General features: G+C 62.7%; 17 protein-coding genes. 10 read left to right on the forward strand and 7 right to left on the reverse strand.

The window, feature by feature from the left end:
• Nucleotides 1-2,241 (reverse strand): alpha,alpha-trehalose-phosphate synthase (UDP-forming), encoded by a 2,241-nt coding sequence (locus FVE66_RS17835; RefSeq protein ID WP_151448830.1) that lies wholly within the window; start codon nt 2,239-2,241, stop codon nt 1-3.
• Between the two features lie 327 nt (nt 2,242-2,568).
• Between FVE66_RS17835 and FVE66_RS17840 the strand changes: the two genes are divergently transcribed.
• On the forward strand, nt 2,569-3,189 hold the full coding sequence (locus FVE66_RS17840) for a DJ-1/PfpI family protein (RefSeq protein ID WP_151448831.1): 621 nt from the start codon (nt 2,569-2,571) through the stop codon (nt 3,187-3,189).
• A gap of 36 nt (nt 3,190-3,225) precedes the next feature.
• On the opposite strand, the gene FVE66_RS17845 is transcribed toward FVE66_RS17840, so the two are convergent.
• Nucleotides 3,226-3,912, reverse strand: coding sequence for a Crp/Fnr family transcriptional regulator (locus FVE66_RS17845; RefSeq protein WP_151448832.1), 687 nt, complete (start codon nt 3,910-3,912; stop codon nt 3,226-3,228).
• A gap of 221 nt (nt 3,913-4,133) precedes the next feature.
• Between FVE66_RS17845 and FVE66_RS17850 the strand changes: the two genes are divergently transcribed.
• The 9 genes from FVE66_RS17850 (at nt 4,134) to FVE66_RS17885 (ending at nt 13,286) form a co-directional block, all read left to right on the forward strand.
• Nucleotides 4,134-6,095, forward strand: coding sequence for an AMP-dependent synthetase/ligase (locus tag FVE66_RS17850; protein ID WP_151448833.1), 1,962 nt, complete (start codon nt 4,134-4,136; stop codon nt 6,093-6,095).
• The gene (locus tag FVE66_RS17855; RefSeq protein ID WP_241673269.1) at nt 6,095-6,895 is read left to right on the forward strand and encodes an ABC transporter ATP-binding protein; all 801 of its coding nucleotides are present in this window, start codon (nt 6,095-6,097) and stop codon (nt 6,893-6,895) included. Before FVE66_RS17850 ends, FVE66_RS17855 begins: the two co-directional genes overlap by 1 nt.
• Nucleotides 6,896-7,010: 115 nt before the next feature.
• Nucleotides 7,011-7,907 carry a branched-chain amino acid ABC transporter permease gene (locus FVE66_RS17860; RefSeq protein WP_151448834.1) on the forward strand — a complete coding sequence of 299 codons (897 nt, stop codon included), beginning with the start codon at nt 7,011-7,013 and terminating at the stop codon, nt 7,905-7,907.
• Between the two features lie 16 nt (nt 7,908-7,923).
• On the forward strand, nt 7,924-8,982 hold the full coding sequence (locus FVE66_RS17865) for a branched-chain amino acid ABC transporter permease (protein WP_151448835.1): 1,059 nt from the start codon (nt 7,924-7,926) through the stop codon (nt 8,980-8,982).
• A gap of 43 nt (nt 8,983-9,025) precedes the next feature.
• Complete coding sequence (locus FVE66_RS17870; RefSeq protein WP_151448836.1) at nt 9,026-10,333, forward strand: ABC transporter substrate-binding protein; 1,308 nt, start codon at nt 9,026-9,028, stop codon at nt 10,331-10,333.
• Nucleotides 10,334-10,423: 90 nt separating this feature from the next.
• On the forward strand, nt 10,424-11,284 hold the full coding sequence (locus tag FVE66_RS17875; protein ID WP_151448837.1) for an ABC transporter ATP-binding protein: 861 nt from the start codon (nt 10,424-10,426) through the stop codon (nt 11,282-11,284).
• Between the two features lie 13 nt (nt 11,285-11,297).
• A complete protein-coding gene (locus tag FVE66_RS17880; protein WP_151448838.1) occupies nt 11,298-12,554 on the forward strand; it encodes a phenylacetate--CoA ligase family protein in 1,257 nt (418 codons plus the stop codon).
• 232 nt (nt 12,555-12,786) lie between these two features.
• Complete coding sequence (locus FVE66_RS20230) at nt 12,787-12,924, forward strand: hypothetical protein (RefSeq protein WP_161993334.1); 138 nt, start codon at nt 12,787-12,789, stop codon at nt 12,922-12,924.
• Nucleotides 12,921-13,286 carry a hypothetical protein gene (locus tag FVE66_RS17885; protein ID WP_151448839.1) on the forward strand — a complete coding sequence of 122 codons (366 nt, stop codon included), beginning with the start codon at nt 12,921-12,923 and terminating at the stop codon, nt 13,284-13,286. Before FVE66_RS20230 ends, FVE66_RS17885 begins: the two co-directional genes overlap by 4 nt.
• 18 nt (nt 13,287-13,304) lie before the next feature.
• Here the strand turns inward: FVE66_RS17885 and FVE66_RS20235 are convergent, their stop codons facing one another.
• The 5 genes from FVE66_RS20235 to FVE66_RS17905 all read right to left on the reverse strand — a co-directional run bounded on the left by FVE66_RS20235 (nt 13,305) and on the right by FVE66_RS17905 (nt 16,372).
• Complete coding sequence (locus tag FVE66_RS20235; protein ID WP_161993335.1) at nt 13,305-13,463, reverse strand: hypothetical protein; 159 nt, start codon at nt 13,461-13,463, stop codon at nt 13,305-13,307.
• A 354-nt stretch (nt 13,464-13,817) separates the two neighbouring features.
• A complete protein-coding gene (locus FVE66_RS17890) occupies nt 13,818-14,765 on the reverse strand; it encodes an NAD(P)H-dependent flavin oxidoreductase (protein WP_151448840.1) in 948 nt (315 codons plus the stop codon).
• Between the two features lie 85 nt (nt 14,766-14,850).
• Nucleotides 14,851-15,756 (reverse strand): MBL fold metallo-hydrolase, encoded by a 906-nt coding sequence (locus FVE66_RS17895; protein WP_166454488.1) that lies wholly within the window; start codon nt 15,754-15,756, stop codon nt 14,851-14,853.
• Nucleotides 15,753-16,202, reverse strand: coding sequence for a hypothetical protein (locus FVE66_RS17900; protein WP_151448841.1), 450 nt, complete (start codon nt 16,200-16,202; stop codon nt 15,753-15,755). Before FVE66_RS17900 ends, FVE66_RS17895 begins: the two co-directional genes overlap by 4 nt.
• Nucleotides 16,199-16,372 (reverse strand): DUF1289 domain-containing protein, encoded by a 174-nt coding sequence (locus FVE66_RS17905; protein ID WP_338325404.1) that lies wholly within the window; start codon nt 16,370-16,372, stop codon nt 16,199-16,201. The genes FVE66_RS17900 and FVE66_RS17905 overlap by 4 nt, the downstream gene beginning before the upstream one ends.
• Nucleotides 16,373-16,382: the final 10 nt, after the last annotated feature.

Below are 16,382 nucleotides of genomic sequence, written 5' to 3' on the forward strand. Positions count from 1 at the left end.
TCAGACCACCCTGCGCAATGGCTTGCGCGACTGGGAGTGGATGCGCGCGGTGACCCGCTCGCGCCGGCGCAGCCGTGCCGCATCGATCAGCATGCGGCCAGCCCATCGGTAGACATTGAAATCGCGCACCAGGCTGCGCATGCTGCGTATGCGCTCGCGCTGCTCGCCCTCGGGCATGGTCAGCGCCCGGTACAGCGCCTCCGCACCCTGTTCGATGTGATAGGGATTGATGATCAGTGCCTCATGCAGTTCGCGCGCGGCGCCGGTGAACTGCGACAGCACCAGCACACCCCGTTCGTCGTCCCGAGCCGCGATGAATTCCTTGGCGACCAGGTTCATGCCGTCATGCAGGCTGGTGACCAGGCAAACGTCGGCGCCTCGATAGTAGCGATTCACGTCCTCGGACTCGTAATGATGGATCTTCAGGATAATAGGCTCATAACTTCCGCTGGAAAAGCGCTTGTTGATGCGCAGGGCCAAGGCCCGCACCCGGGATTCCAGGTTCTGGTACTCGTCCAGCGAGGAACGGCTGGGCGCGGCGATCTGCACCAGCGAGAAGCGACCGATCAGGCTCGGATGCAGTTCCAGCACCCGCTCCACTGACTGGATGCGCTCGATGATGCCCTTGGTGTAGTCCAGCCGGTCCACGCCCAGCGCCAGCAAATGATTGTCGGGCAAGCCGAGCTCCTTGCGCACGCTGGCCCGGCATTCCGGCACCGAGAGCGGAAACGGCTCCGGCCAGGCGATCGAGATCGGGTACGGCTCCACTTCCGTCAGTTCGCCGCCATAGGAAATGGTCGAGGCTTCATGTTCGATGCGAGCCTCCAGGAAGCGATCCACCGTCTCGAGAAAATTCTTGCAGTGGAATGGCGTGTGGAAGCCCAGGAGGGTATTGCCCAGCAAGCCTTCCAGTATCTCTTCGCGCCATGGGCAGATGCCGAAGGATTCCGGGTTCGGCCAGGGGATGTGCCAGAACATGATGATGGTGGCGCGCGGCAGTTTTTCGCGCACCATGCGCGGCAGCAGCGCGAAATGGTAGTCCTGCACCAGCACCACCGGATCTTCGCCGTGCGCTTCGGCGATGACGGCGTCGGCAAATCGCTGGTTGACCGCGACATACTGCTCCCAGTCGCTGGTGCGGAACACCGGCCGCACATGGGCGATATGGCACAGCGGCCATAAACCCTCGTTGGCGAAGCCATAGTAATACCCCTGCTCCTCTTCCTTGCTCAGCCAGACGCGCCGCAGGGTGTACGACGGTTTCTTCGGGGGCACCGCCACGTGATCGTTGGCATCCACCGTCTCGCGATCGGCCGAACCGGCACCATGCGCTATCCAGGTGCCGGAGCAGGCGCGCATCACCGGCTCCACCGCCGTCACCAGCCCGCTTGCCGGCCTGCGCACCTCGATTCCTTCCGGCGTGCGGGTGTGGATGTAAGGCTCGCGATTGGACACCACCAGGATCTGATCCCCTGCCAGTTCATCATGCAGCAGCGAGCGCAGCTTCTCGGGCGTCCACGAGATCGAGGAGACGCCCTCGCCGCGTCGTTCCACCCGCATGTCGTGCAGCAGCGCACGCAGGTCGCCGACCAGCGGCTGCACCTCGGGCGGGGCCGAACTGCCGCGCGGCGACGGCTCGTCGCGGTGCAGGATGCTCTTGACGGCGCTGATCCAGCCACGCCAGCTCAGGTGGGCAATGAAAACCGTGATCAGCGAGATCACCACCGCCAGCAAGGCAAACAGGGCGATCAGGTAGTTCCGCGTTTCTGCCGTGCGGCGCTCGATATAGCTCATGTCGTGCACCAGGATCAGCTTGCCCAGCACCGCGGTGCCCTGCATCAGCTGGCTCTCGGTGACATGCACCTTTCCTTGGGGCAGGTCGACCAGCGACTGCTGCATGTCAAGCGTTGGCTGGGTAGCGCGACAGCCGAGCGAGGCGGGGTAGCTGGCGCTGCGGTACAACACACGGCCATCGGGACTGCAAAATGCCAGCGCGTACAGACGACCGTCCTGCACCGAGCGCTCGAACAACTGGTTGATCTTGCGCTGGTCCTTGCCGGGCACATAGTCGAGCAGCGGCTGCTGCAGCGCGCTGGCCAGCATCTGGGAACGGGCATCGAGGTCGCGCACGAACCAGCGCAGCGTCATGTCGTTGACCACCGGCATCACCGCATAGGCAAACAGGCCGACGGCCAGTGCGAGCGGCAAAATGAAGCGCAGCGACATTCGAAAGGATTGCATGTTGCTTTCATCAAGTCCGGAAATGCAGCACACCGGCCGGACGCGCTGCATGAATTGGAGCGCCGGCTCGGGGGTAGCGTTCCCTGCCAACAAAACAGCTGCTGTGCCGTCCTGTACCGACGCAGGCCAAAAAAATGCCCTCGAGCATTGAGGGCAGAATCCATACCCTTCGAGGTACGGCTGGAGGAACCCGATGCACCCAAGCTCACCGGATACGGCATCGAGAATCACGCAAAACGCCGCCCGCGCCTGTGCGCAAACTCACGGACTGGAGAACTTTAGCGGCCGCTGCGACTCAGCATTGATATTGGTGAAACAGGAGGTGATATGAGATTGCAGGAAAATCAGCAGCTGCAGGTGCTCAGCGGGCTCAGTGTCGCGATCCTGGTAGCAGACGGATTCGAACAGGCCGAATTGAGCGGGCCGCGCTACGCGCTGGAAGCTGCCGGCGCCACCACCAGCATCGTCTCGCCTCGAAGCGGGACGATACGCGGGCGAAATCAGGATCAGGAGGGCGACGAGATTGAAGTCAGCCTGGCGATCGCAGCTTCATCGCCACAGGACTTCGATGCCTTGCTGCTGCCCGGCGGAGAACTGAATGGCCGCCGGATGCATGGGAACATTGAAGCACAGCAGTTCGTGCAGGAAATGCAGGCCGCCGGCAAGCCGATCGCCGCAATCAGCCATGGATCTTCCCTGCTGATCAGTGCTGGCATTGCCAGGGGTCATGTCCTGACGGGAGCGCCTGGGCTGCAACAGGCGGCAAGGGCAGCGGGCGCAACCTGGGCTGACCAGGCGGTAGTGGTGGATGGAAACCTGGTCAGCAGCCGCGGCGCGCAGGACCTGCCCGCGTTCAATGAAGCCGCCGTTGACGTGTTGCGGCGCCGGGTAGCAAGCAGCGTGGCCGGAACCGATGACGAAACGCTGGGATCAGGATCGGGTTCCTGACGGCGATGAACATGCAGTCTGCGCGGCCATCGCGCTTCAGGCCCCGAATCCCCGCAGGCCATCCATGTCCAGTATCGTGATTCCGCCGTAATCCACTTTCACCAGGCCCGCCTTTTCCAGCACCTGCAAGGCCTGGTTGGCGCGTTGGCGCGAGGTACTGCACAAGTACCCTACCTCTTCCTGCGAAATCTGCAGCTGCCTGCTGGCAATCGGGTTCAAGTAGGGGTTGAACAAGGCTGCCAGGCAGCGCGCCACGCGCGCATCGGTGTCCAGCATGCGGTCGTATTCGACCAGCGAAATGAACAATCCCAGCCGGGCGTTCAACTGCATCAACAAGAAGCGGTTGAAGGGGATGCTGTTGTCCAGCAACCAGTTGAAGGTGTGGCGTGGCATGCAGGCAATCATGCTGTCGCGCAAGGCCACCACGTCGTAGCGGCGCGGCTCGGTCTTGAGCAACGAGCCCTCGCCGAACCAGCCGCCGGCCAGCATGCCGGTGAACGTGACGGTCTTGCCTTCGGGCGAACCGCTGCTCATTTTCAGAAGCCCGTCGGTGACGCCCATCCAGTGTTCAACCGGATCGCCTTTGCGGCAGGCGTAGCTGCCGGCGGGGATGAAGCGCTCGACCAGGTCCACCTCCACCCGCGCCATCTGCGCGGGCGTCAGCACGTTCCACCACATGGTCCTGGCAAGCACTTCACGACAGGATTGCTTCGTCTGGGGCATGGTGCGGCGCAGTATGGAAAGTGGGCAGATTGTCTGCGAAATGACATACGGACAGGATGCCTGTGAATACTATCATTGAACAAAACAAGTTCAATCCGGCTGCCAGTCTCCCGAACAGGGCGCGTAAAAAGCGCGTAAGAGGCGCGTAAGCAAGCCGGAACAGACTCGACGTATAAAAAGGGCCCGGGACAAGGACCCCAACAACGAGACAAGGCAGGACGATGGTGGAGACAACACAACGTCCGGGGGAAGACACCTTCCCCAGACTATTGCTGCGGCATGCCAGTACCCGTCCGCAAAAACCGGCCTTTCGCGAGAAGGACCTGGGGATCTGGCAGACCACGACCTGGGATCAGGTGACAGGCGAAGTGCGCGCCTTTGCGTGCGGGCTTGCTGCACTCGGATTCAAGCGCGGGATGAACCTGGCGGTGGTGGGCGACAACCGTCCGCGCCTCTACTGGGCGATGGCCGCTGCACAGTGTCTGGGTGGCGTTCCCGTCCCCCTCTACCAGGATGCGCCGGCAGCCGACATGAGCTACGTGCTCGACAATGCCGAGATCGACTTTGCGGTGGTAGAGGACCAGGAGCAGGTCGACAAGCTGCTGGAAATCAAGGAGTCGGTACCGCGCCTGTCGCACATCATCTATGACGACGAGCGCGGCCTGCGCAATTACGCCCGGAATGAATTGACTGCCTGGGAAAAAGTCCAGGAGCTGGGGCGCGAGTTCGACCGCCAGCATCCGGACTTTTTCATGCAGCAGGTCGACGCCTGCCGGCCGGACGATGCCGCGGTCATTCTCTATACCTCGGGCACGACCGGCAAGCCCAAGGGCGTGTGCCATTCCCATCGGGGAATGATCGCCACCGCCAGCGTGCTGGCGGAATTCGACCACGTCGATGACAGCAACGACCTGCTGTGCTACCTGCCGCTGGCGTGGGTCGGCGATTTCCTCTATTCGTACACGATGTCGCTGCTATGCGGCTTCTGCCTGAACTGCCCGGAGTCGCCCGGCACTGTGATGACCGACCTGCGCGAGATCGGCCCGACCTACTACTTCGGCCCGCCGCGCGTCTACGAGAACATCCTGACCCAGGTGATGATCCGCATCGAGGATGCGAGCTGGATCAAGCGCAGGATGTTCCACTATTTCATGAAGGTCGCGCGCCGCGTCGGACTGCGCATCCTCGATGACGGCCGCAACGTGGGCCTGGGAGACCGCCTGCTGTATGGCATCGGCGAATTGCTGGTCTACGGTCCGCTGAAGAACGTGCTTGGCATGTCGCGCATCCGCGTTGCGTACACCGGCGGCGAAGCGATCGGGCCCGACCTGTTCGACTTCTACCGCTCGCTGGGAATCAACCTGAAGCAGCTGTACGGCATGACGGAGACCTGCGTCACGGTATGCATGCAGGCCAACGGCGAGGTCAAGCTCGACACGGTCGGCCGGCCGATGCCGGGGGTGGAGGTGAGCATCGCCGACGATGGCGAAGTGCTGGTGCGTGCACCCGGCCTGATGATGGGCTATTACAAGCGGCCGGATGCGACGGCCGAAGCAATCGACGCCGAGGGCTATTTCCATACCGGCGATGCCGGCTTCTTTGACGCCGACGGTCATCTGAAGATCATCGACCGCGCCAAGGATGTCGGCCGCATGGCCAATGGCGCCATGTTCGCGCCGCGCTTCATCGAGAACAAGCTGAAGTTCTTCCCCTATATCAAGGAAGCGGTCGCTTTCGGCGACCAGCGCGACAAGTGCATGGCCTTCATCAATATCGACATGGAAGCGGTCGGCAACTGGGCCGAGCGCCGCAACATTGCCTACAGCGGCTATACCGACCTGGCCGCGCAGGAAGCGGTGTACGACCTGATCGCCGAGTGCGTGGAGAAAGTGAATGCGGACCTGGTCGCCGACGGCATGCTGGGCGATTCGCAGGTCCATCGTTTCCTGATCCTGCACAAGGAACTCGACCCCGATGATGACGAACTGACCCGCACCCGCAAGGTGCGGCGCCGCTTCATTGCCGACAAATATGCGGTCCTGGTCGATGCGCTCTATGCCGGCCGCGCCTCGCAATACATCGAAACCCAGGTCAAGTTCGAGGATGGCCGGCAAGGACTGGTGAAAGCCGACCTCCGCATCCGCGATGCAAAGACTTTCACCCCAGTGAAGAAGGCCGCCTGATGAGCGCAGTCATGTCGACACGACGGGAAATCGGCGACGTCATTCTCAGCTTGGACAACATTTCACTGGCGTTCGGCGGGGTCAAGGCGCTGACCGACATCTCCTTCGACGTCCGCGAGCACGAGATCCGCGCCATCATCGGACCCAACGGCGCCGGCAAGAGTTCGATGCTCAATGTGATCAATGGCGTGTACCGCCCGCAAGCCGGCACGATCAGCCTGCGCGGCAATGCGCGCCGCGACATGAATACCTACGAAGCGGCCCGCAGCGGCATCGCCCGCACCTTCCAGAACATCGCGCTGTTCAAGGGCATGACAGTCCTGGACAACATCATGACCGGACGCAACCTGAAGATAAGGTCGAACTTCCTGCTGCAAGCGCTGTACTGGGGACCAGGCCAGCGCGAAGAGCTGGCGCACCGGCGGGAAGTCGAGAAGGTCATCGACTTCCTCGAGATCCAGCACATCCGCAAGACGCCGGTAGGACGCCTGCCATACGGCCTGCAAAAGCGGGTCGAACTCGGGCGCGCGCTCGCCGCCGAGCCGCAGATCCTGCTGCTGGACGAACCCATGGCCGGCATGAACGTGGAAGAAAAACAGGACATGTGCCGCTTCATCCTCGACGTCAACGAACAGTTTGGCACAACGATCGTGCTGATCGAGCACGACATGGGCGTCGTGATGGACATATCGGATCGGGTGGTGGTGCTGGACTACGGCCGCAAGATCGGCGACGGCACGCCGGACGAAGTACGCAGCAGCCAGGATGTGATCAACGCCTACCTCGGCGTGGCGCACTAGCGGGCTGGTGAATGGACGCGCCTCCTCCTTAAAGGGGGAGCATGGAGGGAATGGTGGCAGCGCCTGCTGCCACCATTCCGGTGCACGATGCGATTGACTGGGAAACGTCACACCAATGAGCTTCTTCTTCGAAGTCCTGATCGGCGGCCTGTTGTCCGGCTTGATGTATGCGCTGGTGGCGCTGGGTTTCGTGCTGATCTACAAGGCCTCCGGCGTGTTCAACTTCGCGCAGGGTGCAATGGTGTTCTTCGCGGCCCTGACCTGCGTCTCGCTGGTCAACAAGTTCGGACTCTCGCTGTGGCTGGCGATACCGCTGACAGTGCTGGTCATGGTGGTACTGGCGCTGGCGACCGAGCGGCTGGTGTTGCGTCCACTCGTAAACCAGCCCGAGATCACCTTGTTCATGGCCACCATCGGCCTGACTTTCTTCATCGAGGGCCTGGCGCAACTGATGTGGGGCTCGACCGTGCAACGGCTGGACATCGGCATCGAGGACGTGCCGCTCGCGTCCCTTCTCGACCGCTTCAACATCGCCGTCTCGCAGTTCGACCTGATCTCTGCCGCGATCTGCGGGGCGCTGGTGGCAGCGCTTGCCGTGTTCTTCTCGGCCACGAAGATAGGGCGGGCCCTGCGCGCGGTGGCGGATGACCACCAGGCAGCGCTGGCGGTCGGCATTCCGCTGCAGCACATCTGGGCCATCGTGTGGGCCGTCGCCGGCTTTGTTGCGCTGGTCGCCGGCCTGCTCTGGGGCGCGCGCAACGGCGTGCAGTTCGCGCTGACTTTCGTTGCGCTGAAAGCGCTGCCGGTACTGATCCTGGGCGGCTTTACCTCAATCCCCGGCGCCATCGTCGGCGGGCTGATCATTGGCGCCAGTGAAAAACTGGCCGAGGTCTATCTCGGCCCGATGGTCGGCGGCGGCATCGAGGGCTGGTTCCCGTATGTGCTGGCGCTGCTGTTCCTGCTGGTACGTCCGGAAGGACTGTTCGGCGAAAAAATCATCCGCCGCATCTGAAAAGGACGACCACAGCATGCTCTATCGCGAAGCAGGCCAGTTCAAGACCACCTACCAGGCCGACAGCCAGATCTTCCCGATCCGGCAGGACCGCATTGCCATCGTGGCCTTGCTGGCCGTGGCCTTCGTCATCGTTCCGCTGGTGGCATCGCCCTACACCTTCTCGGCGATCCTGATTCCGTTCCTGATCTTTTCGCTGGCTGCGCTGGGCCTGAACATTCTGACCGGTTACGCCGGCCAGCTTTCGCTCGGCTCGGCGGCCTTCATGGCGGTGGGCGCATTCGCTTCGTACAATTTCGTGCTGCGCATTCCCGGCATACCGGTGCTGGTGGCATTCATCCTTGGCGGGCTGTGCGCCGCGCTGGTGGGCATCGCATTCGGCCTGCCCTCGCTGCGCATCCGCGGCTTCTACCTGGCGGCGGCAACGCTGGCGACCCAGTTCTTCGTGGTCTGGTGCCTGACCAAGATTCCCTGGCTGACCAACAACAGTTCGTCCGGCGTGATCACGGCGCAGCCGATCGTCATCATGGGCTACCTGTTCGACCAGCCGGTGGAAAAGTACCTGGTGACGCTGGTGATCGTGGCCATCATGGCGCTGCTTGCCAAGAACATGGTCCGCTCCAACGTCGGGCGCTGCTGGATGGCGGTGCGCGACATGGACGTTGCCGCCGAAGTGATCGGCGTGCGGCTGATGCGCACCAAGCTGCTGGCCTTTGCCATCAGCTCCTTCTACTGCGGCGTCGCCGGCGCGCTGTATGCGTATGCCTACCTCGGGACCGTGGAGCCGGAAGCGTACAGCCTGGACCTGTCATTCCGCATCCTGTTCATGATCATCATCGGCGGCGTCGGCTCGATCCTCGGGTCCTTCCTCGGCGCCGCCTTCATCGTATTGCTGCCGATCTGGCTCAACGTCCTGGCGCACGGACTGGGACTGCCTAATTCGGTGGCATCGAACCTGGAACTAATGGTATTCGGCGCCCTGATCATTTTTTTCCTGATCGTCGAGCCGCATGGACTGGCACGACTGTGGCAGATAGCAAAGGAAAAGCTGAGGCTGTGGCCTTTCCCGTATTGACCCCGATGTCTGGTTTCGTTGAAGTTCTTAAAGGAGGAGCGTCATGAATTTGATCAAGTCGTTAGTCGTAGGCGCAAGCCTGCTGGGAGTGCTGGGCACGGCAGCGGCCCAGGCGCAGCAATACGTTCCGCTGCTGTCATACCGGGTCGGGCCCTATGCGGCCGGCGGCTCCGGATTCTTTGGCGGCGTCATTGATTACTTCAACCTCGTCAATGCGAACGGCGGTATCAATGGCGTCAAGATGCAGTGGGACGAATGCGAAACCGAATACAACGCGTCGCGTGGCGTCGAGTGCTATGAGCGCAACAAGACCAAGAACGGCGGCGCGACCCTGGTCGAACCGCTGTCCACCGGCATTGCGTACGGCATCCTCGACCGGGTGGCAACCGACAAGATCCCGATGACGACGATGGGCTACGGCCGCTCGGATGCCGCCAACGGCAAGGTGTTCCCGTATGTGTTCCCGCTGATCTCCAGTTACTGGAGCCAGGCGGCCGGGATGGTCAAGTATCTGGGCGAGAAGTCGGGCGGCATGGACAAGCTCAAGGGCAAGAAAATCGTGCACCTGTACCACGACTCCGCCTTTGGCAAGGAGCCGATGCCGGTGCTTGAAGAACAGGCAAAGCAATATGGCTTCGAGCTGATCAAGATACCGGTCGCACACCCGGGCAACGAGCAGCAGTCGCAGTGGCTGCAGATTCGCCAGGCCAAGCCGGACTTCGTGATCCTGTGGGGCTGGGGCGTGATGAACGCCGTTGCGATCAAGACTGCGCAGCGCAACGGCTTCCCGCGCGAGAACATGCTCGGCGTCTGGTGGGCGGGATCGGAGGAAGATGCAATCCCGGCCGGCGACGCGGCCAAGGGCTACAGCTCGATGACCTTCAACACCCCGGGCAACTATCCGGTGCTGGATGATATCCGCAAGAAAGTATACGGCGCCGGCAAGGGCAACCTGGACGACAAGACCCGTATCGGTTCCGTGTACCACATGCGCGGCGTGACAGCGGCCATCCTGTGGGTGGAAGCAATCCGCAATGCGCAGCAGAAATACGGCAAGGGCAAGGTCATGACCGGCGAGCAGGTGCGCTGGGGCTTTGAGAACCTGAATGTCGACCCGGCGCGGCAAAAGGCGCTGGGCGCGGCCAACATGTTCCCGCCGGTGAAAACCTCCTGCGACAATCATGAGGGCTCGGGCGCCGTGAAGGTGCAGCAGTGGAACGGCACCAAATGGCAAGCGATCACCAAGGACTGGGTGCTCGGCGACAGCGCACTGGTGCGCAAGCTGGTGGACGATTCCTCCGCCAAGTACGCGGCCGAGAAGAAGATCACGCCTGCCTGCATGGGGGGCTGATCATCTCGCGGGCAGCCGGCCCATGCAGGCTGCCATGACCGGGAGCAGGTGCACCGCATCTGCTCCCTCCACCCACGAGCTGAGTCGAACATGAACGCGCCCTCTTCCGCTGCCACCGCCGCTGCCACCGCTGCTACCATCGCTGCCGACCGCCCCTACCTGTCGGTCAACAACATCGAGGTAATCTACGATCATGTGATCCTGGTGCTCAAGGGGGTTTCGCTCAACGTGCCGGGCGGAAAGATCGTTTCGCTGATGGGCGGCAACGGCGCCGGCAAGTCGACCACGCTGAAGGCAGTCTCGACCCTGCTGCGCGGCGAGCGTGGCGAAGTGACCAAGGGCAGCGTCGAATTCCAGGGCCAGCGCATCGACCAGCTGACCCCCAACGAACTGGTGAAACGCGGCTTGTCGCAGGTAATGGAAGGCCGCCACTGCTTCGCCCACCTGACCATCGAAGAAAACCTGCTGACCGGCGCCTATACCCGGCGCCTCTCCCGTGCCGGCCTGCGCGAATCGCTGGAGATGGTCTACCACTACTTTCCACGCCTGAAGCTGCGCCGTACTTCGCAAGCCGGCTATACCTCGGGCGGCGAACAGCAGATGTGCGCCATCGGCCGCGCGCTGATCGCCAGGCCGACCATGATCCTGCTGGACGAACCGTCGATGGGACTGGCGCCGCAGATCGTCGAAGAGATTTTCGAGATCGTCAAAGACCTCAATACGAAAGAGAAAGTGTCCTTCCTGCTGGCGGAGCAGAACACCACCGTGGCGCTGCGTTATGCCGACTTCGGCTACATCCTTGAGAACGGACGGGTGGTGATGGAAGGCGCGGCCAGCGAACTGGCTTCCAACGAAGACGTCAAGGAGTTCTATCTGGGCGTGTCGGCAGCCGGACGCAAGAGCTTCCGCGACATGAAGTTTTACCGGCGCCGCAAGCGCTGGCTGGCCTGAAAGCGAGGAAGCAATGGCTACCGAATACCTGGACGAGCTGGAAACGCGCGACCCCGCGCAACGCGAACACGCATTGATGCAGAAGCTGCCGAAACTCATCGCCGTGGCCAGGCTGGGAGCGGGATGGCAAGCGCAATTGCAGCAGGTCAGCGCTGGCGAGATCAATTCGCGCGCGGCGCTGGCGCAATTGCCGGTAACGCGGAAATCGGCCCTGAAGGACTTGCAGTCTGCCGCCCCGCCATTCGGCGGGCTGACAGCGACCGAAACCCGGAGGCTCCGCCACCTGTTCATGTCGCCCGGCCCGATCTTCGATCCCGAGGGCCCTGGCGACGACTGGTGGCGCTATGCGCGGCCCCTGTTCGCGCTCGGACTGCGGGAAGGGCACATCATCCAGAACTGTTTCTCCTATCACTTCACGCCGGCGGCATTCATGGTCGAGGGCGGCGCGCTGCAACTGGGCTGCCCGGTGATCCCGGCCGGCATTGGCCAGACCGAAATGCAGGTGCAGGCGATTGCGTCGCTGCGACCCCAGGCCTATACCGGAACGCCATCGTTCCTGAAGATCATCATCGAAAAAGCGCACGAACTCGGGACCGACATCAGCAGCATGCAAAAGGCGCTGGTCGGTGCCGAAGCGCTGCCGCCATCACTGCGGAAATGGCTGCAGGAGAATGGCGTGCCGCAGGTGCTGCAAACCTATGGCTCGGCCGACGTCGGCAACATCGCGTACGAAACGATGACAGACGGTGAAATCCATCCCGGCATGATGCTTGACGAAGACATCCTGCTGGAAATCGTGCGTCCGGGCACCGGTGATCCCGTGGCGGAGGGCGAAGTCGGCGAGGTGGTGGTCACCGCTTTCAACCCGGACTATCCGTTGATCCGCTTCGCCACCGGCGACCTGAGCGCGGTGCTTCCCGGAATCTCACCGTGCGGGCGCACCAACACTCGCATCAAGGGCTGGATGGGGCGTGCTGACCAGACCACCAAGGTTCGGGCGATGTTCGTGCATCCGTCGCAGGTAGCGGACATCGCGCGGCGGCACCCCGCGATCAAGCGGGCGCGGCTGGTCATTTCCGGCGAGATGGCCAATGATGTAATGACGCTGATGTGCGAAGTCGACGATCCGGCCGCCGGCGCCGCGCTCTCTACCGAAATCGTTGCCAGCATACGGGACGTCACCAAGTTGCGCGGCGAGGTGCAACTGCTGCAGCCGGGCACGCTTCCCAACGATGGCAAGGTGATCGAGGACGCACGCAAGTACGAATAGTGATGACAGGATTGTGATGACAGCCGGGCCTTGCGGCCGGGCCGATCAGGGCTTTTCCGGATGCTACCTGGGAACCGTTTCAGCCGCGCTGTTACTAATGCAGGTGTTCGCGCTTTGCCCGGCCTTGCCCTTGCCCAGCGTTTTGTAGGCCGTCGAGCGGCAATCGCGTTCCCCTGTGGCAGCGCAAGCCCGAAGTCCACCCGGCCCGCAATCCCATTGCATGGAGGCAGTAATGCCCGGCTCGAACATCCAGAACCTGCACCAGTCCGATCCACCGCGCTTGCCGGACAGCGACGAGCATACCGAAGGCAAGCCCGGCGCGCACCGCAAGTCGATGCCCGACCCTGTCAGTGCCCGGGTAGCGAGATGATCGAACTGCGCCTGACTGAAACAATGATGAGGGCGATCGACCGTTTCCTGCGCGCCGCGGACGGCGGCGCCACCCTGCAAAAGGTACAGCGCGAGGGAGAAACCATCCTTTTCTTCCGCAAGAACGGCAGGCTGGAAGAAAAGCTGGCCAGGAATATCCTCCAGGGGAAATCCGCAACAGGCACCCGCACACCGGTGCTGCGACTGGTCAAGAGCGCGGACCAGGGTACGCAAGGGAACCAGGCCGACCCGAAAAACCGCCGCGACCGTCAGCTCTCGCAACTGGAAAGCACTGTTCCCGGCGTGCTGTCCAGCAAGGCCGCGCAGTCCCTGGCCCGGCGGGGCGGCAAGGCCGGAAGGTAAGCGCCCGGCCAGCGGCGCTCACTTCTTGCGGCCACGGTCGCCTGCTGCACGGTCTCCTGCTGAACTTCCGCTACTGGCCTGATCCCCGGATTTCCTGACCACATCCTCGACGCCGCGCAGTCCATGGCAGTCGGTATCCTGCAGTCCGCTGACGACATCTTCGTACGCTTGAAGCATGTCGCTCCGTGATCCGCTTTCCTGGCTGTCCGCCGATTCATCGACTTCATTCGGCTGCCGCGGCACGACGTCATCGCGAACGGGACGTGCGGTTCTTACCTGAAAGGGCCGTCCATCGGTCTCCATGAAATCCTCCTGGCGGGTTTTTGCACCCAGGAATGGGTACTTATAGCAATTCGACCCGCGCGGGAGCCGGGAATTCCCGGCCGGATAGCACCCAGCGTGGCAAGCACCGCCACGCCCCCGCCTGACGATTCCTGAAGCAGCTCCGTCGTGTAATCGGAGGGGGGGCGATTCCGGATCCGGGGTTTCGGCCCGCAGTTCGCCCCCAGTCCGCCCCTACTCCGCCCTTCCTCAGAGGGCCAGCCGCCGGCGCGCCGCTTCGTACTCGCGCTTGAGCTTGGCCACGACCTCTGCGGCGGGCAACACTTCATCCATCAGTCCCACGCCCTGACCCGCACCCCAGATGTCGCGCCAGGCCTTGGCCGCGCCAAAATCCATCTTGCTCTTGTCGGCCTGCGGCAGGTTGTCCGGATCGAGTCCGGCGCGCTCGATCGAACGGCGCAGGTAGTTGCCATGCACGCCGGAAAACAGGTTGGTGTAGATGATGTCCGCGGCCGAGGAATCGACGATCGCCTGCCGGTATTCGTCGTTGACATTGGCCTCGGTGGTGGCAAGGAAGCGCGAGCCGATATAGGCCAGGTCGGCGCCAGTCGCCTGCGCGGCGAGGATCGCGTCGCCGGTGGCAATCGAGCCGGAAAGCGCGATCGGCCCGTTGAAAAATTTGCGCACCTCGCCAACCAGTGCGAAGGGCGACAGCAGGCCGGCATGACCTCCTGCGCCGGCTGCAACCAGGATCAGTCCATCGACGCCAGCCTCCAGCGCCTTGTTTGCATGGCGGATCGAGATCACGTCGTGCAGCACGATACCGCCGTAGCTGTGTACCGCATCCAGCATTTCCCTGGGCGGCGCGCGCAAGGACGAAATGATGATCGGTATCTTGTGCTTGACGCAAGTTTCCACGTCCTGCGCCAGGCGCACGTTGGAGTGATGCACGATCTGGTTGACCGCGATCGGGCCGATGATGGCGTCCGGATGCGCCGCCTTGTGGGCCCGCAATTCGTCCTGGATCTCGGTCAGCCACTGGTCGAGCGCTTCTTGCGGACGTGCATTCAACGCCGGGAAACTGCCGACTATGCCCGCCTTGCACTGCGCCTTGACCAAGGCCGGGCCGCTGGCGATGAACATGGGCGATGCAATGACCGGCAGCGCAAGATTTTGCAGAACGGGTGGCAATGCCATGGAAGCCTCGTCTATCAGGTTGGAATCAGTGCGGACGATTATAGGTCACTAAAAGCACGGTCGTGCCAGAATTTCCGGACCAACTTCAGCGGTCGACCAACACGCCATTTTCAAGCGCCGCGACACCTGCCTTCACCAGCTGCGCCACGGTCCAGTCGGCCAGCTCGCCCTCCTCCATCTGCAAATGCCGCCGGTTCATCTCGGCGAACAGGGGCACGTCGCGCATCCACTGCCGCAGTTGCGCCAGCGGCACCTGCCGGCATTCGAGCAGGCGAAACTTGACCAGCGCGCGCATGCCGTTCTGCGCATTGCGCACGGGGTCGGCAGCAAGGAAGTCGATGCGCCTGAAGGCGCGCTCCAGCGCGCCGCGCACGTCTGTAAAGGGCGCGCCATGGCCGGGTATAACGCCACGCACATCGAGCTGGGCAATCATATCCAGCGTGGCGCGCGTCTCGAGAAAACCGGATTCGCCTTCCAGCTCGGGAAAAATCACGCCGAAGCCGTTTTCCCACAGCGCATCGGCCGAGATCAGCAGGCCTTCGGCCGGGCAATACAGCACCAGTGAATGGGGGTCGTGCCCGGGCGCGGCAAGCGCATTCCAGTCAAGGTCGCCCAGGCGCAGTCGTTCGCCGCCGGCCAGCGTATCGTCGAACGAGAAGCGCGGGCAGTGCTGCCCGGTGGCACGGTAGGTCAGCGCATCCTCATTCCAGTCGCGCACGGCTGCGGCGTCGGCCGCGGGTATCGTCGTATGGCAGCGATATCGCGCCTGCAGCGCGGCGTTCCCGCCGCAGTGATCGGAATGCAGGTGGGTATTGACCAGCCGGTCCAGCCCACGGCCGGCAAGGCCATGTGCGACCAGCGCCAGGGTCTGTTCCGAATGGGTCGCATACGCGCTGTCGACCAATGCCGTTTCGTCGCGCCCGAGGAACAGGATATTGTTGGCCGACAGCCAGCCCCGCTCGAACACTTGCATGTTCGGCGGCAGCTTCATTTCTTCAGCTGGAAGGCAAGCGAAATCCGGGCGAACTCGACCAGCAATTCGCGGCTGCCGCCGTTGAAGGTGACGAATGCGGTTCCGGTACGCACGATCAGGCGCGGCGGGAACAGTCCGCTCAGGTACGGAATGCCGATCATCTTGGCGCTGCGCACGTCGTCCCACTCAACGCGTTTGTTGTACATCCAGGTCTGCGTGATGCCCCTGGCATCCACGGTCACCGTGGAGCGCAGGAACCAGTAATAGCTGACCACCAGCATCACTGCCGCGCCCAGCAGCAGGATTTTCACGCCGAAGCCATACTGCATGAGCGGGAAACTGAGCCCTATACGCACGGCGTACGCGCCCAGGCCGATGCAAACAAGGGTCGCCAGGATCTTGAACCAGATGCTGTAGGCGGGCCCGGTTATGGTGCGCCCGGGTTGATAGAAATTCGGTTTCATTGGATTGCCCGGCGTTGATCTATTTCCCGCCATATCCTGCGCTTGTCGTCATCCGACGCGCTACCCCAGGCCACGATCTCGGCGATCGTGCGCTGGCAGCCCTCACACAGGCCGGTGCGTGCATTCATCTGGCAAACATTGATGCAAGGTGATGGCAGCGGCAGGTCCATGGTCCCTTGC

It is taken from the genome of Lacisediminimonas profundi (genome assembly GCF_008831265.1).
GTDB classification, from domain to species: domain Bacteria; phylum Pseudomonadota; class Gammaproteobacteria; order Burkholderiales; family Burkholderiaceae_D; genus Lacisediminimonas; species Lacisediminimonas profundi.